Genomic DNA, 25,981 nt, shown 5'->3' with positions numbered 1-25,981 from the left:
GTGGCCATGGAGTTTCATACCCTCGATGGCAATGAAGCGGTGTCTTCGGTGGCTTATCGCCTGAGCGAGACCATTGCCATCTATCCCATTACCCCTGCCTCGGTCATGGGCGAGCATGCCGATGACTGGGCGGCCCTGGGCAAACCCAATCTCTGGGGGCAGGTGCCCAGTGTGGTCGAAATGCAGTCCGAGGCTGGTGCCGCCGGTGCCATGCACGGGGCACTGCAGGCCGGTTCACTGGTGACCACCTTTACCGCGTCCCAAGGGCTGCTGCTGATGTTGCCCAATCTGTACAAGATTGCCGGTGAGCTGTCGCCCTTCTGCATGCATATTGCTGCGCGCAGCATCGCCACCCATGCCTTGTCGATCTTCTGTGACCATTCCGATGTAATGAGTGCCCGCGGTACCGGATTCGCCCTGCTGGCTTCGGGGTCGGTACAGGAGGCCCAGGACCTTGCGGCCATCGGCCACGCCGTCACCCTGGAAAGCCGGGTGCCGGTGATGCATTTCTTCGACGGCTTCCGGACTTCCCATGAGATTTCCAAGATCGCAGCGCTGAGTAACGAAGATTTGCAGGCGCTGGTATCTCACGAAGGGGTGGAGGCGCATCGTAGTCGCCGGATGACGCCGGACCGACCGGTGGTTCGGGGCACCTCCCAGAATCCGGACGCCTTCTTCCAGGCCCGGGAAGCGATTAATCCTTTCTACGAGGCCTTTCCGGAGAAGCTGGCAGCCGTGATGGACCGTTTCGCCGGTATTACCGGTCGGCAATACCGTCTGTTTGATTATGTTGGGCACCCTGAGGCCGACAGAGTGGTCATCCTGATGGGTTCCGGGGCCGAATGCGCCCATGAAACGGTGGAGTGGCTGCTGGAGCAGGGTGAGAAGGTCGGGGTTCTCAAGGTCCGCCTGTTCCGACCCTTTGCCACGGCGCGTTTTCTGGACGCTTTGCCCGACACCGTCGAACATCTCGCGGTGTTGGATCGCACCAAGGAACCGGGGGCCCAGGGCGAGCCGTTGTTGTTGGAGGTGAGTGGTGCCTTGATGGAGGCCTACAGTCGGGGCGATCGGAAGGTACTGCCACGGGTGATCGGGGGCCGTTATGGTCTGTCTTCCCGTGAATTTACCCCGGCCATGGTCTGCGCTATTTTCGACGAGCTGAAAGCCGAAGCGCCGAAAACCCGCTTTACCGTGGGCGTGCGGGACGATGTCAGCCACCTTTCGCTGGAGGTGGATAGCGAACTGGATATTGAATCCCCGAAAACCCGCCGGGCGCTGTTCTTCGGTCTCGGTGCCGATGGCACTGTCAGCAGCAACAAGGCCAGCATCAAGATCCTGGGTGAGGGCACGGAGCTGTTCGCCCAGGGCCATTTTGTCTATGACTCCAAGAAATCCGGCGCTACCACTGTCTCCCATCTGAGGTTCGGGCCGCTGCCGATCCGCTCCAGTTACCAGATCAACAGGGCCCAGTTCGTCGCCATTCACGCGCCCCAGTTTCTGGAGCGGTTTGATGTGCTCGAACACGCTGCCGAGGGTGCCACGGTGCTGCTCAATGTGCCCTGGTCAAAGGACGAGATCTGGGATCGGCTCTCGGTCGAAGTCCAGCGGGTATTGGTCGAGCGCAAGGCCCGGCTGTTCGTGATTGATGCCGCCGAGGTGGCGGAAAAGGCGGGTCTGGAGCGGCGGATCAACACCGTGATGCAGGTCTGCTTCTTCGCCCTGGCAGATATCCTGCCCCGGGAAGAGGCCATTGCCCATATCAAGGAATCCATTCGCAAAACCTGGGGTCGCCGTGGGCCGGAGGTGGTGCGCCGCAACGTGGAAGCTGTGGACTCGGCCCTGGACGACCTGCATGAGGTGCCGGTCCCGCACAAGGTGACGGCCACCCGCACCCGACCGCCAAGGGTGCCCGAGAATGCGCCGGACTTTGTGCAGAAAGTCACTCGCCTGTTACTGGAGGGGCAGGGGGACAAACTGCCGGTCAGCGCGTTCCCGCCGGACGGTACCTGGCCAACGGGAACCAGCCAGTACGAGAAGCGAACCATCGCCCTGGAAATCCCGATCTGGGAATCCGACCTCTGCGTGCAGTGCAACTTCTGCGCGATGATTTGCCCGCACACCGCGATCACCAGCAAGGTGTTTGAGCCCGAGTCGGTCAAAGGGGCGCCGGAGGCGTTCGAGGTGGTGCCGGAAACCCAGACGTCTGAACTGGAGGGCCTGGATTACCGGATTCAGGTGGCGCCGGATGACTGCACCGGCTGTGGCTTGTGTGTCGAGGTCTGCCCGGCAAAGGACCGCACCCAGCCCAAACGCAAAGCCATCAATATGCAGCCGATCGAAGCGTACCGTGAGGTGGAGGCAGAGAACCTGGCGTTTTTCCGGCAATTGCCGGATGTGCCCCGGGATCGTATCCCCCGGGACTTCAAATCGCTGCCGCTGCTGATTCCCCTGTTTGAATATTCCGGCGCCTGCTCCGGCTGCGGTGAAACACCCTATATCCGTCTGCTGACCCAGCTGGTGGGCGATCGGTTGCTGATTGCCAACGCCACCGGATGTTCCTCGATCTATGGTGGCAATCTGCCCACCACGCCTTACACAGTGAACGCCGACGGCCGTGGTCCTACCTGGAACAACTCGTTGTTTGAGGACGCGGCGGAACTGGGCCTGGGCATGCGTCTGGGGCTGGACAAGCTTGTCGGTCGGGCCCGGCAGTTACTGGAAGGGTTCCGGGAAGAACTGCCTGACGGACTCTACCCGGAGCTGACCAGCGCCTGCACCACCGTTGATGAATCGGCAATGGCAGCCAGACGCACAGCGATTGAGCAACTGCGGAACTGGCTGGCGGACAAGCAGACGCCAGAGGCCCGGGAGCTGGACAGCCTGGCCGATGAACTCTGCCCGAAGAGTGTCTGGGTAGTAGGGGGCGACGGCTGGGCCTACGATATTGGTTATGGCGGTCTCGACCACGCCCTGGCCTCGGGTCAGAATGTGAAACTGCTGGTACTCGATACCGAAGTCTATTCCAACACCGGTGGGCAGCAGTCTAAGGCCACCCCCATGGGTGCAATTGCCAAGTTCGCCGCCGCCGGCAAGGCTACTCGCAAGAAGGATCTGGGTCTGCTGGCCATGAGTTATGGTCACGTCTACGTGGCCCAGATTGCCATGCAATCCCACAGCAATCACACCACCAAGGCCCTGCAGGAAGCTGAGAGCTTCGACGGCCCGGCACTGATCATCGCCCACAGCCCCTGCATTGCCCACGGTTACGACCTGGTGCACTCGCCCGCACAGCAGAAGCGGGCGGTAGACAGCTGGGCCTGGCCGCTGTACCGGTTTGATCCCCGGCGCATCCACGAAGGGCTGCCGCCCCTGCAGCTGGACTCCCTGCGCCAGAAAGTCACCATGAAAGCCTACATGCAGGAAGAGGCCCGGTTCCGGATGCTGGAGCTGCGGGATCCCCAACGTTACGAACAGCTGGTGGCGGCAGCTTCTGAGGCTGCAACTGAGCAGCGTGAGCTCTACAAGCAGCTGGCGGGGATCCACTTCGAGCCCCATGAAACTTCTGACGCTGACAACGAAAAGGGTGAACGTCATGACTGAATTGGCAACCCGTTGGCTGGGGTTGGAGCTTCGCTCGCCCCTTGTGGTCGGCGCCAGCCCCCTGACCGATGACCTGGACGCGCTGAAGGCCTGTGTTGACGCTGGCGCCGGTGCCGTGGTGATGCATTCCCTCTTCGAGGAGCAGCTTGTGGAGGAGCAGCTGGCGGCTCACCGGTTTATTGATTCGCGGATCAACATGGACGCCGAGGCCCGATCGTTTTTTCCCGAATCCGAACTCTTCGAGATGGGATCGGACAGCTACCTGCAGCGGTTGGAGCTGTTGCGACATTCACTGGGTGTGCCGGTGGTTGCCTCGCTCAACGGTATTTCAGCGGGTGGCTGGACCCGGCATGCACGTGAGCTGGAAGCGGCGGGCGCCCATGCCATCGAACTGAATCTCTACGACCTGGCCTCGGATCCGGAGGAAACTGCGGAGGCACTGGAACAGAGGCAACTCTCGGTTGTGAGGTCAGTGACTGAGCAGGTGAGCATTCCGGTCAGCGTCAAGCTGTCGCCTTTCTACTCGGCCTTGCCTGCGTTCGTCGCCGGTATCGAAGAGTCAGGAGCACGGGGCGTGGTTTTGTTCAACCGGTTCTATCAGCCGGATATGGATCTGGACGAGCTGGAGTTAAGCCGGGAGGTGGTGCTGTCGACCAGTGCGGAGCTGCCGTTGCGGTTACACGCAGCCGCCATGTTGTATGGCCAGACAACACTGGAGATGGCAGTTTCGGGCGGCGTTCACAGTGGTGACGATGCGGCAAAAGCCATCCTTTCGGGCGCTTCCGCTGTGCAGGTGGTCTCGGCCGTGTTGTCGGAGGGTGCTGGCGCCCTGTCGAGGATTACCCGGGAAATGACGGCTCGGCTCTCCGGAATGGGATACCGCTCGCTGGCGGAAGCCCGGGGCGTTCTGTCAATGGCGAACGCCCCCAATGCCCGAACCTGGGAGCGTCTCAACTACGCCCGCCTTCTGCACGGCTGGAACTAGAGCGGATCAGGGTCAGAGAACCTGCTCCGGCACCTCGCGGATCCGACCGTGCTCATCAATGGCAACGTAGACGAACAGACCCTCGGTGACCTTACGTGGATTCTTGGCAGTGCGGTCAAGGGTCCACACTTCCACGCTGATTTTCATGGAACTGCGGCCGATATCGACGAGTTCGCAGTAGCAACCTACCTGAGAACCTACTCGCAACGGTGACAGGAACTCCATCCGGTCCATGGCCACGGTGGCGTTACGGCCCTGGGAAATCCGTCCGGCCATGGTCGCAGCGGCGAGATCCATCTGTTTTACCAGCCAGCCTGCGAAGACGTCGCCATTGGCATTGGTGTCTGAGGGGAGCGGGATAATCTGCAGGGTGAGTTCGCCACGGGGCGTGGGTTTGTCATCATCTAACGCTGTCATAGTACTGCCTTCTTGCGAGCCTGGAATTGTTTTAACACGCATGGTAGCGGGCTGAGGCACCGCTGCAAGCAAATTTGAACATTCCGGACTATATTTCAGAAGCTGTAACAAAGTTGTCACAGAGTGCCATTAGTCTGCACACATCGGTAAAACACATCCGACACAACGTCCAAACCGAATAATGGAGACTTGACGTGATGAAACTGAACAAAGCACTCGCGACTGTAGCACTGGCTGGCTCCGTTGCCGCCATGTCTGCACCGGCCATGGCCCGTGACACCATCAGCATCGTGGGTTCCTCTACCGTTTATCCGTTCGCCACGGTTGTTGCCGAGCGTTTTGGCACCAAGACCGACTTCAGCACTCCGAAGCTGGAATCCACCGGTTCTGGCGGCGGTCTCAAGTTGTTCTGTCAGGGTATTGGTACCCAGCACCCGGATATCACCAACGCTTCACGCCGTATGAAGACCTCCGAGCTTGAGCTCTGCCAGAGCAACGGCGTTACAGACATTACCGAGTTCCGTATCGGTTCTGACGGCATTGTGATCGCCAGCTCCAAAGAAGCCGAGAACCTGGATATCACCCTCGAGCAGCTGTTCCTGGCCCTGGGCTCCAAAGTGCCTGTTAACGGCGAGTGGGTAGCCAACCCGAACAAAAACTGGAGCGATGTTGACTCCAGCCTGCCGAACAAGCCGATTCGTGTAATGGGTCCGCCCCCGACTTCCGGTACCCGTGACTCCTTCAACGAGCTGGCCCTGGCCGCAGGTTGTGACCAGCTGCCTGAAGCCGCCAATCTGGGTAAGGACGAGCACGCCTCCATCTGCGAAAGCGTTCGTGAAGACGGCGCCTTTATCGAAGCGGGTGAGAACGACAACCTGATCGTGCAGAAGCTTATCGGTGATACCGGCATGTACGGCGTGTTCGGTTACAGCTTCCTGGAAGAAAACGCAGACCGTCTGCAGGCTGCCACCCTGAACGGTATGATCCCGACTGCCGAAGCCATTGCTGCGGATGAGTATCCGGTGGCCCGTTCACTGTTCTTCTACGTGAAGAAGGCCCACGTTGGTGTGGTCCCGGGAATCCAGGAATACATTGGCGAGTTCATCAGTAACGCTGCCATGGGCCAGAACGGCTACCTGAAAGATGTAGGCCTGATCGTGCCGCCCCGTGCTGCGCTGATGGACCTGATGGATAAGGCAGAAAGCATGCCGAACCTGACCCTGGACGAGCTCAAGTAACACCGTCGTCCGGTCAAGAATGGAGGTGCGGGTCTCGTTGGAGGCCCGCACCTTTTGCACGTTTGGACGATCCGGTGCCAGTGCGGACCTGAATCTGTAAACTGTGCGCCAATCCGAAGTCGAATACAGGAATTTTCATGCAACCGGCTAATCTTTTATTACTGACTCTGGTGCTGGCGATCGTAGCCTATTGGCTCGGTTACGCTCGCTCCCGGTCGTTGGCGATGCCGCTGGGTGGGATCCGTCATCTCAAATCCCTCCCTTTCTACTACGGAGCCAGAGCGGCATTGTGGAGTGGTATCCCGGCCCTCATCGTGCTCGGTTTATGGGCCGCATTTCAGGGCAAAGTCATTCAGCTGATTGTTATTGGTGGTTTGCCGGACGGCATGATTCCGGCGACCGACGGTGAAGCGAGCCTGCTGTTGAGCAAAATCAGCAATGTGGCCAGCGGAGCCTTGCCTCCGGGCTTTGTTGAAGCCCCGATAGCCGAGGCCGCCGAGCGTTTACAGACGCTGCGCACGCAGAGTCGGTTCCTGATGTCTGGCCTTGTTATCTCGGTTGCCGTGCTCGCCGGTTTCCTTGGCTGGTTGAGAATCCGTCCGCGGCTGAATGCCCGTTCCCAGGTTGAGTCCATTCTCAAGTGGGTATTTTTCGCCTGTGCAGCCCTGGCTATATTGACGACCGTCGGAATCATTTTCTCGGTGGCGTTCGAGACTTTTCGTTTCTTTGGCAAGGTCCCGTTCACCGAATTTATCTTTGGTAGTCACTGGAGTCCTCAGACCGCCCTTCGTGCTGATCAGGTAGCTTCCCAGGGTGCCTTTGGCATGATCCCCCTGTTTACCGGCACTCTGCTGATTTCTGCCATTGCCATGGTTGTGGCCGTGCCGGTCGGCTTGCTGTCGGCTATTTACCTGTCGGAATACGCGGGTAGAAAAGTGCGCGGTGTGGTCAAGCCGTTGCTGGAAATGCTGGCGGGTATTCCCACCGTGGTTTACGGCTTCTTCGCCGCCCTGACCGTAGCGCCATTTATCAGCGATGTGGCCGCCTCCATGGGTATCGAGGCGTCATCCCAGAGTGCCCTGGCCGCCGGTGCCGTTATGGGCATCATGATCATTCCGTTTGTGTCTTCCTTGTCGGATGACGTGATCAATGCCGTGCCACAGGCTATGCGTGATGGCTCTCTGGCACTTGGCGCCACTCAGTCCGAGACCATGAAGAAGGTAATTTTCCCGGCTGCGCTGCCCGGCATCATGGGCGGTATTCTGCTGGCGGTCTCCCGGGCGATCGGCGAGACCATGATCGTGGTCATGGCCGCAGGGCTGGCGGCCAACCTGACGGCCAACCCGCTGGAAACCGTTACCACCGTGACCGTGCAAATCGTGACCCTGCTTACCGGTGACCAGGAATTCGACAGCGCCAAGACGCTGGCCGCTTTTGCATTGGGCGCCATGCTCTTCCTGGCAACCCTGTTGCTCAACGTCATTGCACTGAAAATCGTACGCAAATATCGGGAACAGTATGACTGACCAACGTTCACAGGCGGAGATTGTCCGCCAGTCGCTCAAGCGCCGCTACCGTAAGGAACGCCGTTTCCGCGCCTACGGCATCTTGGCCATCGCCATTGCCCTGGGGGCTCTGTTAATCCTGTTCACCGATATCATCGGCAAGGGTTATACCGGCTTCGTGAAGACCACCATCACCATGGATGTGCAGTTGGATGGTGAGATGATGTACCTGGATGATCCCACGGACGAGCGCCAGATCAAGATGGCCGATTTTGTCGAGCCTCTGGTTCAGGCGCTGATCAAGGAGATCCCCGGAGCAACGGAGGACGACCGGAAACAGGTTCGCGAGCTGATCAACCCTTACGCCTCGGTGACGCTCCGGGATGCCCTGAAGGCAAATCCCGAGTGGTTGGGTACCACCCAGACCATGACGTTTCTCACGCACACTGATGTGGATGTCTACGTCAAGCATGCAGGGGATGATGCCTACTCGATCAAGCTGAACGACCAGCAAAAAGCCTGGGTAGATGATCTTCTGGAGCGGGGCATTATCGAGACATCGTTCAATGATGTGTTCTTCAGTGGCGGCGATTCCCGTGATCCGTCCAAGGCAGGTATTCTCGGGGCGATTGTCGGTTCGCTGCTGACGATGTTCGTCACCCTGATATTGTCGTTCCCGATCGGTGTCGCGGCCGCGATCTATCTGGAAGAGTTTGCGCCCCAGAACAAATTCACCGATTTCATCGAGGTAAATATCAACAACCTGGCGGCGGTGCCGTCCATCATCTTTGGTCTGCTTGGCCTCGCGGTGTTTATCAACCTGTTCGGGATGCCACGTTCGGTTCCTGTGGTTGGTGGTCTGGTTCTGACATTGATGACGCTGCCGACCATCATCATTTCCAGCCGGGCCGCGATCAAAAGCGTTCCGCCCTCGATCCGCGAGGCCGCTGAAGGTATCGGTGCATCCAAGATGCAGGTAGTTCTGCACCATGTGCTGCCGCTGGCCATGCCTGGCATGCTCACCGGTTCCATCATCGGAATGGCGCAGGCACTCGGTGAAACCGCACCGCTGCTGCTGATCGGTATGGTGGCGTTCATTGTGGACGTACCCGACGGGTTCTTCGATTCGGCGACGGTGCTGCCTGTGCAGGTGTTCCTGTGGGCGGGCAGCCCGGAGCTGGCCTTTATTGAGCGAGCGTCGGCAGCCATCATGGTGCTGCTGGCCTTCCTGATCAGTATGAACGCATTGGCCATCTGGATGCGCAAACGTCTCGAGCGCCGGTGGTAAGGAGAATCAAGATGAATAGTGTGAATACAACCATTACCAGTGAAGTTACCCAACCGGACGAGGTTGCCGTGCCAGTTCAGGAATCGAAGCCCGCTGAAACCATCATCGAGGAAGGCAAGACCGTTGGTAAGCCATACTCGGACGACCCCAAGTTCAAGCTTCGGGATGTCGAGGTATTCTACGGGGATGCCCCCGCGATCAAGAAGATCAGCCTGGATATTGGCCGTAACGAAGTCATTGCCTTCATCGGCCCATCCGGTTGCGGCAAATCCACCTTCCTGCGCTGCCTGAATCGCATGAACGACAGTATCGATATCTGTCGTGTGAAGGGTTCCCTGCAACTGGACGACCACGACATTTACGACCCCAAGCGGGATGTGGTCGAACTGCGGGCCAGGGTCGGTATGGTATTCCAGAAGCCGAACCCCTTTCCCAAGTCCATCTATGACAACGTGGCTTACGGCCCCCGGATTCACGGGCTGGCCAACCGCAAGTCGGATCTGGACGAGATAGTGGAAAACAGCCTGCGCAAGGCCGGCCTCTGGGAAGAAGTAAAGGATCGCCTGGACGCCAACGCAACCGGCATGTCCGGCGGCCAGCAACAGCGTCTGTGTATTGCCCGTGCCATTGCCGTCAGCCCGGAAGTGGTGCTGATGGATGAGCCCTGCTCGGCCCTGGACCCTATTGCGACCGCCAAAGTGGAAGAGCTGATTGCCGAGCTGTCCGAAAGCTACACGATCGTTATCGTGACCCACTCGATGCAGCAGGCGGCCCGGGTATCTCACCGTACGGCCTACTTCCACCTGGGACACCTGGTTGAAGTGAACGAGACCAACAAGGTATTCACCTCGCCGGAACATGAACTGACCGAGTCCTACATCACCGGCCGTTTTGGCTGATTCCGGACCTGAGGAATTTTGGAGAAGAACAGTATGCCTACAAAGAAGGACGACGTTTACGGGGATCACATCTCCCACAAGTTCAATGACGAACTGATGGAACTCAAGACCGAGTTCCTCAAAATGGGCGGCATGGTTGAGGCCCAGGTCGATAATGCCATCCTGGCCCTGGTGGATGGCGATGGTCATCTGGCTGACGAAATCCGTGCCAACGACAAGAAAGTTGACCGGATGGAAGTGGAAATCGACGAGGAAGCCACCCTGATCATCGCCCGTCGCCAGCCGACGGCCCGGGATCTGCGTCTGGTGATCTCGGTCATCAAGATGGTGGCCGACCTTGAGCGGGTTGGCGACGAGGCCAAGAAAATCGCCAAGCTGGCGATCAAGCTGCAGGAAGAGGGCCAGGCCCCGCGGGGCTATGTGGAAGTACGCCACATTGGCACCCACGTGCTCAGCATGCTTCACGATGCCCTGGATGCCTTTGCCCGGCTGGATTCCGAGCAGGCGTTGCGGATCATGAAGGAAGACAAGCGTGTCGATGAGGAATATCAGGCTGCGGCCCGTACCTTGCTGACGTTCATGATGGAAGACACCCGCAACATCTCACGGTGCATGTCCGTAATGTGGGTGCTCCGTGCCCTGGAGCGGGTGGGTGACCACGCATGTAACATTGCTGAGAACGTGATCTTCATGGTCAAAGGCGAGGACGTTCGTCATACGCCGGTGGAAGAAGCTGAGAAGGTGGTCGGACGCTGATTTTTGCTTTGGAGGGAGCAAGCGGGCTGGTAGTGCTGTTTGGGACACGCTCAAGGCATCCATGCGCGCTTAGCTTTCGCCATCCTTGGCGAAAGATAGTCCCAAACAGCACTACCAGCCCACATGCCGTCCCTCCACCCAAGCCTAGAAAATCAGGCCTGCTTCATCTTGTCGGTATAAGGCGGCCAGCCCAAAGGTTTGCCGGCAAGAACGTGCAAGTGGATGTGGAACACCGTCTGCCCCGAATTTTCCCCGCAGTTCATGACGACGCGATAGCCGTCGTCGGCAAAGCCTTTCTCTTGGGCAATCTTCGCTGCCACCAGATACAGATGCCCCACCAGTTCCCGATCTTCCTCGGTGATGTCGTTAATGGTGGCGATGGCCTTTTTCGGGATGACCAGGAAATGAACCGGCGCCTGGGGGTTGATGTCGCTGAAGGCGAGGGCGATGTCGTCCTCGTACAGGATGTCCGCGGGAATTTCCCGGTTGATGATCTTGGTGAAAATCGTCTCTGACATGGTGGCTCCTTTTCGCGTGTCCTTGGGATTGTTGTTTGGCTTCAAATCTGACTAAGGCCGGGAATCCGGGCAGTTATCTGCCTGACCACGGCCGGCAGTTCCTCGTCGATGCCCATGGCGTAGCGGGCAACCCGGTTGCGGGCGAAGGGCAGGGCGCGGGCGGCGCCGAGGCCGAGGTTGCGTAGCAGGTGGACCGGTGGAATCCGGTTGCTGAAAAGATGGTAGAACACATCCATGGTCAGCATCATTCTGCGGTTCGCCGGCCGGCGCTGTTGTTCGTAGAGGTTCAGCCACTTCGGATTTGCCAGATCATCTCCAGCGCGCTTGGCTTCTTTCAGAGCCGACTGTAACGCCTGCGCATCCTGGAAGCCCAGGTTTACGCCCTGTCCGGCCAGCGGGTTGATGGTGTGGGCCGAGTCGCCAGCCAGGACGACCCGTCCGGAGTGATAGTGTTTGGCATGTTGGCGCGCGATGGGAAACGAGGCCTTGCTGTCGATGTGTGTCAGCAGCGGCAGGCTCGCGGGAAACGACGACTGAATCTCGTTCATCAGGGTGCTGTCGTCCATTGCTTTCAGGCGAGCAAGCTCCTCGGGCGAATCGTACCAGACCAGGGAGCCCCAGCTTTCGCCGGGATGTTCCGGACCGGCACTGTGCAAGGGCAGGAAGGCTCGGGGCCCCGAGGGGTGAAAGCCCTGCCAGGTAATGTCTTCAACAGGCCCCTGATAGCGTACCGAAATGACCATTGCCTGCTGGTCATACTGGTTACGGGTTACGCCGATGCCGGCCAGGTCCCGGATCCGGGATTGGGCGCCATCGCAACCGACTACCAGGCTTGCTAGCAGCTCGCGGTCGTCATCCAGGGTGACCGTGGCTGTATCACCGGACTGCGCCAGTGAGGCGACACCCTGACCGTGGAACAGGGATACCTGGGGGCAGGCCTCGGCGGTTTGCCAGAGCGCCTGTTGGGTTACTGAGTTTTCGACGATGTGTCCCAGGTGGTGGGCGCCCAGCTCGGTGGCGTCGAATTGGACCTCAGCCAGTTTTCGGGGCACCAGGTTCTGCAGTGGATAGCGGGTTTCATCCCACACGGCCAGTCGCCTATAGGGCGTTGAGCGCATCCCGAGGATGTGGTCCCAGGCGCCCAGGCTCTGGAGATAGCGCTCACTGCCGGCGCTCAGGGCAGAAACCCGGATGTCCGGGGCGCTTTCCGGGTCAAAGTCGGGGGGCTGAGCCCGGTCGACAAGGGCAACGCGGAAGCCATTCTGGCCGAGGCCAGTGGCGAGAGCAGCGCCGACCATGCCGGCACCAACTACGACAATATCAAAGACTTGAGTCATATCGGTTTCCTGTCTGATGCCCTCAGTTTACGCGATGACGGCAGCCAGACAAGAGACCGGGATCAAGCCGGAATGAAAACCCTCAATAGCCTGCCATACCTGACACCCGCGGCTCGGCAGTGTCGTCAGGCCTGCGACGGTTCTTGATCAGCCAGGCGGGCTTCTGTGCACCCGGTTTGTTGAATCCCTGGTTCAGGACCATGGGTTGCACGAGGGTCAGGAAATCCGAGGTTTTCATATGTACCGATTCACTGTGGCTGCCTGCGGCGAACGCCAGTTCGGGCTGCTCGGTCAGCGCTTCGGCGCAATAGACGGTCATTCCGAACAGGTTGCCAAAGGGGGGCATGGCGCCTACCTCGCAATCCGGGAAGCGGTCCTGGAATTCCTGTTCGTCAGCGAGGTCAAGAAAGTCGGTGTCTAGGATGCGGGATAACCTGTCCCAGCGGATTCGCCAGGTGGCCGGCATCACCAGCATTGCCATTTTGCCATCCAGTTCGATGATCACCGTTTTGACGACACGGTCGCCGGCAATCTTGACGTGGTGGGCGAGTTCCTGGGCGGTAAATGCAGGAGGGTGGGAGAGGCACATGTATTCCACACCTGCCTCATCGAGGAATTCCTTCAACTGCTGTACCGGCATAGTGACAACCTCCTACCAGCAATGACAGCGTTCCGGAGCCTGTGTTGATCTAATTGCCTGGCCCCGATGGCCTGGCGGGGTTGGTCAACCCCGCCATTAATGGTCAGCTTAGTCGAGGTTACGCAGTTTGCGAGTAACCGGATGTATCAATGAGAAACCGATCGCGAATCTCAGTCGGTTTTAATCATATGAACATCGCGCTGGGGGAACGGAATGCTGATGCCCTCGGCGTCGAATGCTTTCTTCACTTTCTCATGCATGTCCCAGTAGAAGGGCCAGAGGTCACCTGATTTGGTCCAGGCCCGAACGGTCAGATCGACGGAGCTTTCACCCAGGGCACCAACAACGATCAGTGGTTCGGGGTCCTTCAGTGCGCGCTCGTCTTCTTCAATAAGGCGCTTGCAGACGGCCTTGGCCTTGTCGATGTCATCACCGTAGCCGATACCGAAGCTCATGTCGCAGCGACGGGTTTCATAGGCGCTCAGGTTGGTCAGGCTGGCGTTGGCCAGTTGACCATTCGGGATCACAATCCGGCGGTTATCGAAGGTGTCGACGATGGTGTACAGGATGGAGATTTCGCGGACGGAGCCGAGATAGCCCTGGGCATCAATCGTGTCACCAACCTTGAACGGTTTGAAGATCAGGATCAGCACGCCGCCGGCGAAGTTGGCGAGGCTGCCCTGAAGAGCAAGACCCACGGCCAGGCCGGCAGCACCGATAATGGCAATGAAGGAGGTGGTGGCAATGCCGACCATGGAGGCGACAGAGATCAGCAGCAGAATCTTGAGGATTGCTCCGATCAGGCCGCAGAGAAACTTGTTCAGGGTGGGGTCTTTTTTGCCCAGCTTGTTATCTAGAACGCCGACAAACCGGTTGATCAGCCACATGCCCACAATCAGAGTGACAATCGCCAGCACGACCTTGGGTGCGTATGTCATGACCAGAGACATGGCCTGATTCATGAGTTCCGAGGCACCGCCTTCAGCGCCAAATAGGTCTTCCATAAAGGACTCCTTGTTCGTTGGTATTTTTCATAAGTGTCGGATTAACGGACAAATTACTGCAAAAACCTGATTCGTCTATTTCCTTATATAGCAGACAAATGTCAGGGCTGTGTACTGCAGGCGTAATATTCAGTCAGGGCCTTACGCAACCGAGCTCTTGTTGGCCCAGTCGAGAATGGTCTCGGGGCCTCCGCGGACAAGAATCCGGCCTTCTTTCTTGCCCAGTTGGTAGTCGTACATGGGGTCGTAATAATCTTGGAGCAGTGACTGGATCCAGGCGTTGTGGGCCGCTGTCTCTCCAGTGGCTTCCTGCTGCACGAGTGCCTGTTCCATCAGGCCGCGCAGCTGCTGGTGTCGCTCCCCGCCCAGGCGCTTGCGGATGCGGTCAATGGCGCTAAGCAGATAGTCCCGGAAATTCAGCCACCCTGCTTCGGCCCCGTCGCGATCCACGTAATCCGAGTACATTCCCTCAACATAATCTTCGCGAATGATGCCAATACGCTCTTCCATCGGTTGCTCGAGGATCAGCAACGGCGACCTGGCCATGCGCTCCTTGAGGGATTCGGGCAGGGCGCAACGGCCCACCAGGCGGCTTTCATCTTCCAGATAGACCGGACCACTGTTCAGGTGGCGGGCCTTGAGCATGGCTACCGCCAGCCGGTTCTCGAAATCGATCTGTGAAGGCTGCGGTGTTACCTGACGCCCGAAACTGGAGCCCCGGTGATTGGCCAGGCCTTCAAGATCCACCGGATTGGGTAACTGTTGCAGAACCCGCGTTTTGCCGGTTCCAGTGCGCCCGCTGAGAATGCGGAACTCGCCGGATTCGATCTGCGCTTCCAGGCTGTCGATCAGGAATCGGCGCAATGCCTTGTAGCCGCCTTTGACCAGCGGGTAGTCAATGCCGGCCTCCCGGATCCACTGCTGTGTGAGCCGGGAGCGCAGGCCGCCCCGAAAACAGAACAGGTAGCCGTTCGGGTGGCGGGCGACAAAACGTTTCCAGGCTTCAATGCGCTGGGCCTTGATGTCACCGGACACAAGCTGGTGCCCCAATTCAATCGCCTTGTCCTGACCTTTCTCCTTGTAACAGATGCCAACCCGATGGCGCTCCTCATCGTTCATCAGGGGCGCGTTTTCGGTATTCGGAAAGCTGCCACGGCTGAACTCTACCGGTGCCCGGACGTCCATCAGCGGCACATCATTCAGGAACAGGGAAAGGTAGTCGTCGGTGTCGGGTCTGCTTGCCATTTCAGCGGTAAACCAGTTGTCAGATGGAGGCGGCAGTATAGCGGAAATGGGGTTTTTCTGCTTGTCGCCGCCTGTTTCCCGGACTGGTCACGGGTACAATGACGCCTTCCGGAAAATTGAGGTTGGGTACCCCATGTCAGTGGACAGTCTGAATCAGCACCTGCGCAAAACCCTCTCCCGAGGCCGGGTGGCCGTTTCCCGTCCTGCCGGTTGTGAGCGCATTGCCCTGTACCTCTTTGACCCGAGGGTGCTTGAGGGGCCGTTATCGCACGAAGAGGCCCAGGCGGTCGTTGCCGAACCCGCCTACTGGTCGTTCTGCTGGGCCAGCGGCCAGGTGCTCGCCAACTGGATTCTGGACAATCCCCATTGGGTTGAGGGCAAGCGCGTCCTGGATTTCGGCTCGGGATCCGGAATCGTGGCTGTCGCGGCGGCAATGGCCGGAGCGAAGGAAGCCATCGCCTGTGACATTGATCCGGCTGCGCTGGACGCGGCTAATGCGAATGCGGCTCTCAATGGTGTTTCCGTTGGCCTTTGCCCTGACTGGGCAGCCCGACCGGACGAAATAGATGTCGTGACCGCGGCGGATGTGCTCTACGATCCGGAAAACCGGCCGTTGCTCGGCGTTTTACGCGAGGCGGCTCCTCGGGTGCTGCTGGCGGATTCGCGGATGAAAGTGTTGGGTGACGATGCCTACCGCAAGCAGACAACGCTTGAGGCCCGGACCTGGCCGGATCTTAACGAATTCGAGGAGTTCAATAGGGTTCGTATCTACCTGGCCGAGAACAACCAGTGATGGATCAGAGGTGAGAAAAAAGAAGGTATAAAAAAATAAAGGGCAACCAAACGGTTACCCTTTCTCGGAACAGGTCGGCGCATCCTTGCGCATTTGGCAACAGCCGTGTTGCGAGATCCTTGAGCCACTCCGTGGTGCCGGCATCCGAGCCGGCTATCCGAATAGTTATCCCTTAAGCGAGGCGTCCTTGTGTCCCTACCTCTCCCCGCGGTCCTTGCCGGGGTGCATCCAGTGCGTCGTCCATTTCCCTGTCATCCTTGACAACAACAATATACCAACTGGATTCTGACAAACGTGTGAACTGTGCACGCATCGCAGGAGATGTCAGCGTGGGTGTCTACAATAAAACAAATTTATCAGTGAGTTAGCTTTTCCCTGAAGAGTTTCTGGCACTGCCGCGTACACAACGTCACTGCAAGATCTCACGCCTTTGTAAGAGATATCTCACAGCGATTCTGGCGAATTTCGCAAATCCGGTTTTCCGGTGTTTCGGATGCCGGGCCAGGGAAGAAGTCCGATGGCAATGCCGGCGCCGTCCGCAGCCAGATCGGCCAGGGAAAATTCCCGATAGGGCAGGGTTGCCTGGATAAGCTCAATGCCAAGGCCAAAGCCCAGTAGGGCCGGCGCAAACCAGATGGGCCGGAGCTCCGGCCAGGCCAGCCGGGTGAGGATGGTGAGCTCGAGGAAGGCGATCAGATGGTTCACCTTGTCGTTCGACGATGAAGGTATGGCATGAGGGCTGTCGGTTGTCGCCAGAAACCCGATGGCCAGAACGGAAACCACAAAGGCTGCCTGCCAGAGGGGGCGGAATTGCAGCAGGCTGGTCAGTTGTTGTTTCAATGTATCCATCGGGGAAGTCACTGAGCGTTCTCGGGCTGTGGGAATGTTGCCAACATGATATGCTTTGCGCCCCGTCATTGTCATTGAAGCGGAGGTCCTGCCAGCTATGCTCAAGGGTAATTTTTTCGTGGACTGGGCTACCTGGGTGAGGGTTTCCGCCTGATTCGTCAGCCCGGTCTTCGGCTGTTCGTCATCATTCCACTGGTTATCAATATTCTGCTCTTCGGATTGCTGTTCTTCTTCATGGGAGAGCTGTTTGCAGGCCTGATTGCCACCGCGATGTCGTGGTTGCCGGACTGGGCGTGGCTTCAGGCACTGGATTGGCTGTTCTGGATTCTGTACGGGGCGGTCATCGTACTGATGCTCGCCTACGGCTTTGTGATCGTTGCCAATCTGATTGGTGCCCCTTTCTATGGCTATCTTGCCGAACTGACAGAAAAGCACCTGACCGGCCAGGAGGTGAATACCGATGACAGTTGGGCATCGATCATCAAGGATATTCCCCGCGCACTCTGGCGCGAGGTTCAGAAGATCCTGTATTACCTGCCGCGGGCTATCGGTTTGCTGATCATCGGTCTTATACCGGTTGTTAATCTGGTGGCTGCTGTTCTCTGGTTCCTGTTCAACAGCTGGATGATGGCGCTGCAATACGTGGACTACCCGGCAGACAACCACAAGGTGAGTTTCCCTGCCCTGCGACGGTTGCTCGGCGACACACGCCTGTCTGCCTTTGGCTTTGGCCTGCCGGTGGCGCTGGCTGCCATGGTGCCGGTGCTGAATCTGTTTGTGGTGCCGGCGGCGGTATGTGGGGCGACGGCTTACTGGGTGCGTGAGAACGGCGCCACAAGAACTTAATTGGTCTGGAGGTTTCTTGGATACATCGGAATTTGTTATTGGTCAGCGTTGGGTCAGCCACAGTGATACCGGCCTGGGGCTCGGGATCGTCACGGATATCTCCGGGCGCCGGGTGACCCTGGGGTTTCCTGCCGCCGATGAGGAGCGCACCTACGCGATTGATAACGCCCCGCTGTCCCGCATCATCTATCAGTTGGGGGAAGAGATTGAGACCTTCGATGGCGAACGGTACACCGTCCGCGCAGTTGAGGACCGGGGCGGGGTGCTCCTGTATCACGGGGACGACGGCACCGATCTGCAAGAAATATCCGAGGTGAAACTCGCCGGATCCGTGAATTTTTCTGCGCCGCACCAGCGGCTGTTTGCGGGCCAGTTCGATCGCAACGGCGCCTTTCGCCTGAGGTTTGCCACGCTTCAGCACATGAACCGCCTGCGGGCATCGTCAGCCCAGGGGTTGATCGGCGCCCGCACGCAGCATCTGCCACACCAGATATACATTGCCCATGAAGTTGCCCGGCGCCATGCGCCACGGGTTCTTCTGGCAGATGAGGTCGGTCTTGGCAAAACCATCGAGGCGGGGCTGATCCTCCACTATCAGCTGCACACTGGCCGGGCAAAGCGTGCCTTGATCGTGGTACCGGATTCCCTCACCCATCAATGGCTGGTGGAAATGCTCCGCCGCTTTAATCTGCGATTTTCCATAGTGGATCAGGGTCGCTACGACGCTCTGAAAGAGCAGGAAAGCGACGTGGATGCGCTGGTTAACCATATTTTTGGCGATGAAGATGCGGTGAATCCGTTCGAGAGCGAACAGCTGGTGCTCTGCAGTCTCGACTTCCTGAAGAAAAGCCAGAAGGCGCAGGACGATGCCCTCAAGGCTCACTGGGACCTGATGATTGTTGATGAGGCCCATCATCTTGCGTGGAGCCCTGAAGAGGTTAGCCCGGAATACCGGATTGTTGAGGAACTGTCGGCGGTCAGCCGCGGCCTGCTCTTGCTGACAGCAACGCCCGAGCAGGTGGGTATCGCCAGTCACTTTGCCCGCCTGCGGCTTCTCGACCCGGCCCGTTTCCATGATCTGGAAACCTTCCGCAGAGAAGAGCAGCAGTATGAAGCCATCAACAGTGTTGTTCGACGGCTTCAGGACGAAAGCTCCGATATCAGCGAGGGCGATCAGAAGCTGCTGCGGGAATGGTTGGGTGAAGAGCTGGACCAGCTGTTTGCCGGTGACAATCCGAGGCAATCGGTGATCGATGCCCTGCTGGACCGGCATGGTACCGGTCGCGTGCTGTTCCGGAACACCCGGGCGGCCATCCAGGGATTTCCCGAGCGTCGACCCGATCCTGAACCGTTGCCTTGTCCGGCCATGTACGAAGGGCAGGCCTCAGGTATTCAGGGGTTGACCCCGGAGCAACTGGTGCCCGAGGAGCAGTGGCTGGCGGACGATCCCCGGGTTGAATGGCTTGAGAAAAAGCTGATCGGCCTGCGCCCCGCCAAAGTGGTGGTGATCTGTGCCAGTGCCCAGACTGCCATGGCCCTGGAGCATTATCTCCAGCTGCGAGCGGGTATCCGCAGTGCTGCCTTCCATGAACACCTGAGCCTGATCGAGCGTGATCGAGCCGCCGCCTATTTCGCTGACACGGAGCAGGGTGCCCAGGCGCTGATCTGCTCTGAAATCGGCAGCGAAGGCCGCAATTTCCAGTTTGCCCATCATCTGGTGCTCTTCGATCTGCCTGCAAACCCGGACTTGCTCGAGCAGCGCATCGGGCGGCTGGACCGGATCGGTCAGACAGAAGCGATTGATATTCACGTGCCCTACCTCAGTGGCACCAGTCAGGAGGTGCAGTTCCGCTGGTTCCACGAGGGCCTGAACGCCTTTGCCGAGAGCTGCGCGGTGGGCGTTGCCGTTCAGGAAGCGTTGCAGGCCCAGTGGCAGCAGGCTATTGATGGCGACCTTGATGTGGCTGATGGGCTGGTCGAGGCCTCTGCGGACGAAGCAACGCGCCTGAAAACGCTCTTGCAGGCTGGCCGTGATGCCTTGATCGAGCTGAATTCCTGTCGCCCTGAGGTGGCAGAGGATCTGATCGCCGCCATCGAAGACGAAGAATCCGAGGCCCGGGTTCGGGATTACATGATGGAGGCTTTTGACATCCTCGGCGTGGATGTCGAAGACCATGCCGATCACTCCGACATTCTGCGACCCGGCGAGCAATATCAGGCCGGCCATGTCGCCGAATTACCGGAAGACGGGATTACCGTGACCTGGGACCGACAGAATGCCTTGGAGCGGGAAGACCTGGCTTTCATGAGCTGGGAGCACCCGATGGTCACGGGGGTGATGGACTCGGTGACCAGCTCCGGCCTTGGCAAGGCCGCCCTCGCCAGTCTTTCCGTAAAGGCGCTGCCGCCCGGAACGCTGTTGATGGAGGCCCTGTTTACTGTGCACTGCCCGGCACCGGAAGCGCTCCAACTGACCCGCTACCTGCCGGTCTCGCCACTTCGGCTGCTGGTGGATGTAAATGGCAAGGAGCTTTCGGGCGCGTTGCCTCACGACCGGCTCAACGAGATGTGCTCGAATATCCGGCGGCGCACGGCCCAGGCCATCGTTCCGCAGATCCGGCCCCAGGTGGAAACCATGGTGGACCACGTGGAGCGGTTGTCGGAGCCTCATCTGGAGCCCCTGAAGTCTCAGGCGCTTGAGCAGTTGGAGGCCAGTTTCGGACCGGAAATCCGTCGGCTGGAAGCATTGCAAAAGGTGAATCCGGCGATTCGTGAGGAGGAAATCGACTTTTTCCGCGATCAGTTCGAAGCGGCAAAAGAGGCGATAGGGCACGCCAGTCTGGCATTGGAAGGCATTCGTGTGATCGTGACCGCATAATGCCAGGTGTGATCTCCGTAACTGGCTGACTGTGCGGCATTTGCTGGTCAGCCCTCATCTGATGCGGTACCGTAAACGTAACGGTTTATAGTCTTCGACATTCCCGAACCATGGATGACAGAGAGAACCTATGATGACTTTCATACTGTTTGTAGTGGCACTGGCTGGCCTGCTGATTGTGATGCGGCGCGAGTCTGGTGCAACGTCCGCGATTGGCGTAATGGCCGTTACCGGCCTGCTGTCGCTGATTTTTGCCTCTGGTTTGCTGGCCCTGGTTTTGTTTATTGGTGCCGCCCTAACAGCTGCTGCCGGCCTCCCCGGGTTTCGCCAAAGCTGGCTGACACCCCGCATTTTCGCGATGTTCAAGAAGGTCGCACCGAAGGTTTCCGAGACTGAGAAAGTGGCTCTCGAAGCCGGTACGGTCGGCTGGGACGGTGAACTGTTCACTGGTCGGCCTGACTGGCACAACCTGCTGATCAACCGCAATACCGGCCTGAGCGAGGAAGAACAGGCCTTCGTCGACAATCAGTGTGTCCAGGCAATTTCCATGTGTAACACCTGGGACGTGGCGGTCGAGCGGGCTGATCTGCCCAAAGAGCTGTGGGACTTCCTCAAGAAGGAAGGTTTCTTCGGGATGATCATTCCCAAGGAATACGGTGGCCTCGAATTCTCTGCCAAGGCGCAGTCTGCAGTTCTGCAAAAACTGGCATCCAACGAGACGCTCATGGTGTCTGTGGGCGTACCCAATTCCCTTGGTCCTGGCGAGCTGCTCGTCAAGTACGGCACCGAGGAGCAGAAAAACCATTACCTGCCAAGGCTTGCAGACGGTCGTGAAATTCCTTGCTTTGGTCTGACGGGCCCAAGGGCTGGTTCAGATGCGACGTCGCTTCCGGACACCGGTATCGTTTGCAAAAAGAAAGTCGATGGCAAGGAAGTTGTCGGTATCCGGCTGAATTTCGAGAAGCGCTGGATCACCCTGGCGCCCATCGCCACGGTTGTTGGCCTTGCCTTCCGCATGTTCGATCCGGACGGGCTCCTGGGCGAAACCGAAGACTATGGTATTACCTGCGCACTGATCCCCAGGGACACCAAAGGCATGGAGATCGGCCGTCGTCATTGCCCGATTGGCAGCCCGTTCCTGAATGGCCCGATCAAGGGTAAAGATGTCTTCATTCCGCTGGACTACATCATCGGTGGCGTGGATATGGCCGGTCAGGGCTGGCGTATGCTGGTTGAGTGCCTGTCGGTGGGTCGCTGCATCACCCTGCCGTCCGGTGCGGCCGGTGCGGCTGCGTCGGCCGTTGGCACCGCTGGTGGTTTCACCCGTATCCGCCGTCAGTTCAATACGCCGGTTGCTGATATGGAGGGTGTGCAGGAGCCTCTGGCCCGAATCGCCGCCAAGACCTATATCTCTCAGGCAGCTGTAAACCACACTGCCAATATGATTGATAAAGGTGAGAAGCCGGCAGTGCCGTCTGCCATCCTTAAATACCACCTTACCGAGTTCCAGCGCGGTGTATTGACCGATGCCATGGACGTTCACGGTGGCAAGACCGTCACGCTTGGCCCGCGTAACTACCTGGGCATAGGCTACAGCGGTGCCGCTGTCTCGATCACTGTTGAGGGTGCCAACATCATGACCCGCAGCCTGATGATCTTCGGCCAGGGCGCCATTCGCTGCCATCCCTATGTGCTCAAGGAGCTGGCGGCCAAGGACAACGATGATATCAACGCGTTTGACGATGCGTTCTTCGGCCACGCCGGGCTGATTTTCGGCAATGCCGCCCGCGCCTTCACCCAGGCTCTTGGTCTTGGACGGGCAGATGTGCCGTTTGACAGTGCCAGTCGCAAGTACGCGCAGGCCGTGGCCCGCTTCAGCGCAGCCTTTGGTCTGTGCTCGGATGCCGCGATGACCACGCTTGGCAGCGAACTGAAAATGCGGGAGCTTATCTCTGCACGGCTGGGGGATATGCTGTCCAACCTGTACCTGGCTTCCATGGTCCTCAAGAACTGGCACGAGACCCAGCCGGTAGAGGGTGAGAAGGAAGTAATGGAGTACAGCCTGGGCATGCTGCTGCATCGCACTGAAAACGCCCTGGATGAGTTCCTCCAGAACCTGCCGAATCGCGCCGTGGCGCTGGTTCTGCGGGGCGTCACGATGCCGCTTGGCCGTCGCTGGGGCAGTCCGCAAGACGACCTTGCGCGCAAACTGGCTCGTGCAATATCCACAGACACGCCTATCCGCAATAAGCTGATTGCCAGCATCTGGCATACCAATGGCGAGGGCACCGTGGAGAATCCGGTGGCTCGCTACAACGGTCTGCTCAAGGACTATGACAAGGCAGAACAGCTATACCGGAAAGCGACCAAGGCCTACGCCAAAGGTGAATTGCCGATGACCGCCTTGCATCCGGAAGAGCGGTTTGAGGCGGCCCTGAAGGCTGGTATCTATACCAAGGAAGAGGCCGATTTCATGCGCCAGTATGAGACGGTGGTACTCGAGATGCTAACGGTCGATGACTTCCCGTTTGATGAGTTTGCGCGCAACAAGGAGACAGTGATTGATCACAACCCTGCCTGACAGGAGACAGCCCTGACATGTGGTTGTCGTTCGTTGCTGTGAGTGTTGGCGCCGTCATCGGCGCCAACCTTCGTTGGGTTCTGGGATTGTGGTTGAACACGACATACCATGCCGTTCCTTACGGAACGCTGGTTGCCAATCTCAGTGGTGGTTGGCTGATCGGGCTGCTGATCGGTTACTTCAGCCATGGCACCACGCTGGCACCGGAGTGGCGGCTCTTTGCCATAACCGGATTGTGCGGTGCGCTGACCACCTTTTCGACGTTTTCACTCGAGATGTTTGCTGCAATCCAGGACGGCAAATGGGCCATGGCCATCACCGGTATTCTGGCCCACGTTGTCGGCTCCATCCTCATGACTGCACTGGGAATTTACACCTTTGGCCTGGTGAAGGGATGATGGGTACCACTACCTACACAAATTCTCGAAAATACCCTTGGCAAGCTTCGGATTCAGGAGTAGAGTGAAGGGCGTAGGAAAGATTCAGTAAAGCATTTCATGAATAAGACGTACCTCCGCAGTTAGTAGTGACCGTCCTGTTTTTGATTCCGCGAGTTCTGTATTTCCGCAAAACGCTGACCTGACACCATGAAGGTGCGAGGCGGCAGATAATATGATTGATTTCAGGAAGTTTAAGTATGTCTACTACTACCGGTACTGTTAAGTTCTTCAACGAAGCAAAAGGCTTTGGCTTTATCACTCGTGAAGGCGGCCCGGACGTTTTTGTTCACTACAGCGCTATTCAGGGCAGCGGTTTCAAAACTCTGGCAGAAGGCCAGCAGGTTGAGTTCACCGTTACCCAGGGCCAGAAAGGTCCTCAGGCGGAGAACGTTGTTGCCCTGTAATCCCTGATGGATTCGGCAATAACCGCCAAAAAGGCAGCTTCGGCTGCCTTTTTTAATGGCTGAAAAACGCCTGGCAAGGTGGCACGCTTTTGTCATTTTCCCATCATTGTGTAATCTTTACCGACCTGCTGCTCGTTTAACCGGAAGTCGAGATCTCCAGGAATCATTACATGCTCCGACTGCTCAAGGCCGCCTGGATCCTGTTCTGGGCCATACTGCTCACCCTGATTCTGTTCTTCCCGATTGTTATTGCAGCCCTTTTGGGGAAGCGAGGGGATGCGGCGTTCCACGGCACCCAGATCTATGCATGGATTATCCTGAAAGTCTGCGGTATCCGCCTCAAGGTTCGTGGCAGGGAAAACATCGAGCCCGGTCAGCGATATGTCATTCTGAGCAACCATGCCTCCTATCTTGATCCCCCGGCGCTGGTGCTCGCCCTTGGTCTGCAATATCGGTGGGTGATCAAGAAAGAGTTGCGCAAGGTGCCCCTGTTCGGATTGGCACTGGAAGCCTCGCGGAATTTGTTTATCGATCGTTCGAAAGGCAGTGATGCACTGGAGAGCATCAAGCGGGGTGTCGGCCAGCTCCCGGACGGCACCGGCATTCTGATTTTCCCGGAAGGAACCCGTTCGTGGGATGGCAAATTACTACCCTTCAAGAAGGGTGGTTTCGTCATTGCACAGGATGGCGAGCTTCCGATTCTTCCCGTCACCATCTGTGGGTCCCACCAGCGATTGCCCAAGGGAAGTGCTGCCTTCAGCAGAGGTGACATTGAAATCGTCATTCATCCCCCGATGGCGTCCGGGGCTTTGCCGCTGGATGATCTGATGACAGACGTTCGCAACAGTATTGCGTCGTCCCTCTGAAGCAGAAGAACCCGGCCGTCCGGCCGGGTTCCGGTGTTCAGCGCAAGGTGTTACCGGGCGAAAATAGCCTCGTAGAAACGCATGGTTCCCTCCCAGGAACGGGTGGCGGCCTCTTCGTCATAACCTAGCGGCATGCCGAACTCCTCGGCGACCTTGTCAGCGCCAGGATTGGTGAATGAGTGCAGCACGCCGGGAAAGCTCACCAGGGTGAGATCGACTTCTGCATCCTGCATCTCCTTCACCAGGCCGGCGACCTGGTCCGAGGGAACCATCTTGTCGGCACCACCGGTGTACACCTGAACCCTGGCCTTCACTGTTCCGGCTTCGGCGGTTATGGGGCTGCCAAGCGCACCGTGGTAGCTGACGACGCCGTCCAGATCCACGCCCATACGTGCCATATTCAGGACCACCGCGCCGCCGAAACAGTAGCCTTGTGCAGCGATGCGGGACGCATCAACGCTTTCATGGTTTTGCAGGATCTCCGTCGCCTTCATGAAGCGCGCCTTCACCTGATCCATGTCCTTGGTCGCTTCCTGCATGAACTTCTGGGCGGTATCAGGGTGGTCCGCCTGCTTGCCGGAGCCATACATATCCAGGGCAAAGGCGGTATAGCCGGCGGCGGCAAGCCGCTCTGCCTGATCCCGGGCGAAGTCATTGTGGCCCCACCACTCATGCACCACCAGAACACCCGGGCGCTTCTCTTCGAACTCATTATCCCAGGCCATGTAACCGGTGAAGGTGGTTTCACCGACCTTGTATTCAACAGTCTTGGTTTGCATTTCTGCCAGTACCTGCGTGCTTGCCAGCGCTATTGAGAAGGTTGCGGCTGCCGCTGTTGCTTTTAGGGGTGTCATGATCTGTCCTACTCCTTTTGGGTCGGATTGTCTTTTTG

The 25,981-nt window shown here is 58.4% G+C and carries 22 protein-coding genes; 14 read left to right on the top strand and 8 right to left on the bottom strand.

What is annotated here, in order from left to right; genetic code table 11:
* Nucleotides 1–6: 6 nt before the first annotated feature.
* Together nifJ and HP15_RS16805 are read left to right on the top strand one after the other, a co-directional pair.
* Nucleotides 7–3,600: a pyruvate:ferredoxin (flavodoxin) oxidoreductase gene (gene nifJ / locus HP15_RS16810; protein ID WP_041645690.1), complete on the top strand. Its 3,594-nt coding sequence runs from the start codon at nt 7–9 to the stop codon at nt 3,598–3,600.
* Nucleotides 3,593–4,585 carry a dihydroorotate dehydrogenase-like protein gene (locus HP15_RS16805; RefSeq protein ID WP_014578570.1) on the top strand — a complete coding sequence of 331 codons (993 nt, stop codon included), beginning with the start codon at nt 3,593–3,595 and terminating at the stop codon, nt 4,583–4,585. Before nifJ ends, HP15_RS16805 begins: the two co-directional genes overlap by 8 nt.
* A gap of 12 nt (nt 4,586–4,597) precedes the next feature.
* On the opposite strand, the gene HP15_RS16800 is transcribed toward HP15_RS16805, so the two are convergent.
* Complete coding sequence (locus HP15_RS16800; protein WP_008172970.1) at nt 4,598–5,002, bottom strand: acyl-CoA thioesterase; 405 nt, start codon at nt 5,000–5,002, stop codon at nt 4,598–4,600.
* Nucleotides 5,003–5,199: 197 nt separating this feature from the next.
* On the opposite strand from HP15_RS16800, the gene HP15_RS16795 reads away from it, so the two are divergent.
* The 5 genes from HP15_RS16795 to phoU all read left to right on the top strand — a co-directional run bounded on the left by HP15_RS16795 (nt 5,200) and on the right by phoU (nt 10,688).
* Complete coding sequence (locus tag HP15_RS16795; protein WP_169702178.1) at nt 5,200–6,240, top strand: substrate-binding domain-containing protein; 1,041 nt, start codon at nt 5,200–5,202, stop codon at nt 6,238–6,240.
* Between the two features lie 137 nt (nt 6,241–6,377).
* Nucleotides 6,378–7,766: a phosphate ABC transporter permease subunit PstC gene (gene pstC / locus HP15_RS16790; protein ID WP_014578568.1), complete on the top strand. Its 1,389-nt coding sequence runs from the start codon at nt 6,378–6,380 to the stop codon at nt 7,764–7,766.
* The gene (pstA, locus tag HP15_RS16785; protein ID WP_014578567.1) at nt 7,759–9,033 is read left to right on the top strand and encodes a phosphate ABC transporter permease PstA; all 1,275 of its coding nucleotides are present in this window, start codon (nt 7,759–7,761) and stop codon (nt 9,031–9,033) included. The genes pstC and pstA overlap by 8 nt, the downstream gene beginning before the upstream one ends.
* Nucleotides 9,034–9,044: 11 nt before the next feature.
* Complete coding sequence (gene pstB, locus HP15_RS16780) at nt 9,045–9,932, top strand: phosphate ABC transporter ATP-binding protein PstB (protein WP_041645688.1); 888 nt, start codon at nt 9,045–9,047, stop codon at nt 9,930–9,932.
* Between the two features lie 33 nt (nt 9,933–9,965).
* Nucleotides 9,966–10,688, top strand: coding sequence for a phosphate signaling complex protein PhoU (phoU, locus tag HP15_RS16775; protein ID WP_008172965.1), 723 nt, complete (start codon nt 9,966–9,968; stop codon nt 10,686–10,688).
* Nucleotides 10,689–10,840: 152 nt separating this feature from the next.
* On the opposite strand, the gene HP15_RS16770 is transcribed toward phoU, so the two are convergent.
* The 5 genes from HP15_RS16770 to mnmH form a co-directional block, all read right to left on the bottom strand.
* Nucleotides 10,841–11,206 carry a histidine triad nucleotide-binding protein gene (locus HP15_RS16770; RefSeq protein ID WP_014578564.1) on the bottom strand — a complete coding sequence of 122 codons (366 nt, stop codon included), beginning with the start codon at nt 11,204–11,206 and terminating at the stop codon, nt 10,841–10,843.
* Nucleotides 11,207–11,247: 41 nt separating this feature from the next.
* Nucleotides 11,248–12,543, bottom strand: coding sequence for an FAD-dependent monooxygenase (locus HP15_RS16765; RefSeq protein ID WP_014578563.1), 1,296 nt, complete (start codon nt 12,541–12,543; stop codon nt 11,248–11,250).
* 82 nt (nt 12,544–12,625) lie between these two features.
* Complete coding sequence (locus tag HP15_RS16760) at nt 12,626–13,183, bottom strand: aminoacyl-tRNA deacylase (protein WP_014578562.1); 558 nt, start codon at nt 13,181–13,183, stop codon at nt 12,626–12,628.
* A 170-nt stretch (nt 13,184–13,353) separates the two neighbouring features.
* Nucleotides 13,354–14,187, bottom strand: coding sequence for a mechanosensitive ion channel family protein (locus HP15_RS16755; protein ID WP_014578561.1), 834 nt, complete (start codon nt 14,185–14,187; stop codon nt 13,354–13,356).
* A 141-nt stretch (nt 14,188–14,328) separates the two neighbouring features.
* The gene (gene mnmH / locus HP15_RS16750; protein WP_014578560.1) at nt 14,329–15,432 is read right to left on the bottom strand and encodes a tRNA 2-selenouridine(34) synthase MnmH; all 1,104 of its coding nucleotides are present in this window, start codon (nt 15,430–15,432) and stop codon (nt 14,329–14,331) included.
* Between the two features lie 133 nt (nt 15,433–15,565).
* On the opposite strand from mnmH, the gene HP15_RS16745 reads away from it, so the two are divergent.
* The gene (locus tag HP15_RS16745; protein ID WP_041645686.1) at nt 15,566–16,225 is read left to right on the top strand and encodes a class I SAM-dependent methyltransferase; all 660 of its coding nucleotides are present in this window, start codon (nt 15,566–15,568) and stop codon (nt 16,223–16,225) included.
* A 444-nt stretch (nt 16,226–16,669) separates the two neighbouring features.
* Here HP15_RS16745 and HP15_RS16740 read toward each other — a convergent pair whose 3' ends face one another.
* Nucleotides 16,670–17,074 (bottom strand): VanZ family protein, encoded by a 405-nt coding sequence (locus HP15_RS16740; RefSeq protein ID WP_014578558.1) that lies wholly within the window; start codon nt 17,072–17,074, stop codon nt 16,670–16,672.
* A 123-nt stretch (nt 17,075–17,197) separates the two neighbouring features.
* Here HP15_RS16740 and cysZ point away from each other — a divergent pair, with 123 nt between their 5' ends.
* From cysZ to HP15_RS16710, 6 genes are all read left to right on the top strand, one after another.
* A complete protein-coding gene (gene cysZ, locus HP15_RS16735) occupies nt 17,198–17,920 on the top strand; it encodes a sulfate transporter CysZ (RefSeq protein ID WP_041645684.1) in 723 nt (240 codons plus the stop codon).
* A gap of 16 nt (nt 17,921–17,936) precedes the next feature.
* The gene (rapA, locus tag HP15_RS16730) at nt 17,937–20,798 is read left to right on the top strand and encodes an RNA polymerase-associated protein RapA (protein ID WP_014578556.1); all 2,862 of its coding nucleotides are present in this window, start codon (nt 17,937–17,939) and stop codon (nt 20,796–20,798) included.
* A 130-nt stretch (nt 20,799–20,928) separates the two neighbouring features.
* On the top strand, nt 20,929–23,379 hold the full coding sequence (locus tag HP15_RS16725) for an acyl-CoA dehydrogenase (protein ID WP_014578555.1): 2,451 nt from the start codon (nt 20,929–20,931) through the stop codon (nt 23,377–23,379).
* A gap of 17 nt (nt 23,380–23,396) precedes the next feature.
* Nucleotides 23,397–23,777, top strand: a complete 381-nt coding sequence (gene crcB, locus HP15_RS16720) for a fluoride efflux transporter CrcB (protein WP_014578554.1) — start codon at nt 23,397–23,399, stop codon at nt 23,775–23,777.
* Nucleotides 23,778–24,016: 239 nt separating this feature from the next.
* Complete coding sequence (locus HP15_RS16715; RefSeq protein WP_008172950.1) at nt 24,017–24,223, top strand: cold-shock protein; 207 nt, start codon at nt 24,017–24,019, stop codon at nt 24,221–24,223.
* Nucleotides 24,224–24,393: 170 nt separating this feature from the next.
* The gene (locus HP15_RS16710) at nt 24,394–25,089 is read left to right on the top strand and encodes a lysophospholipid acyltransferase family protein (RefSeq protein WP_014578553.1); all 696 of its coding nucleotides are present in this window, start codon (nt 24,394–24,396) and stop codon (nt 25,087–25,089) included.
* A gap of 50 nt (nt 25,090–25,139) precedes the next feature.
* On the opposite strand, the gene HP15_RS16705 is transcribed toward HP15_RS16710, so the two are convergent.
* Complete coding sequence (locus HP15_RS16705; protein ID WP_014578552.1) at nt 25,140–25,943, bottom strand: dienelactone hydrolase family protein; 804 nt, start codon at nt 25,941–25,943, stop codon at nt 25,140–25,142.
* Nucleotides 25,944–25,981 lie beyond the last annotated feature (38 nt).

The organism is Marinobacter adhaerens HP15, assembly GCF_000166295.1.
GTDB lineage: Bacteria > Pseudomonadota > Gammaproteobacteria > Pseudomonadales > Oleiphilaceae > Marinobacter > Marinobacter adhaerens.
The sequence above is the reverse complement of the archived record's forward strand: the minus strand, read 5'-3'. Positions and strand labels throughout refer to the sequence as shown.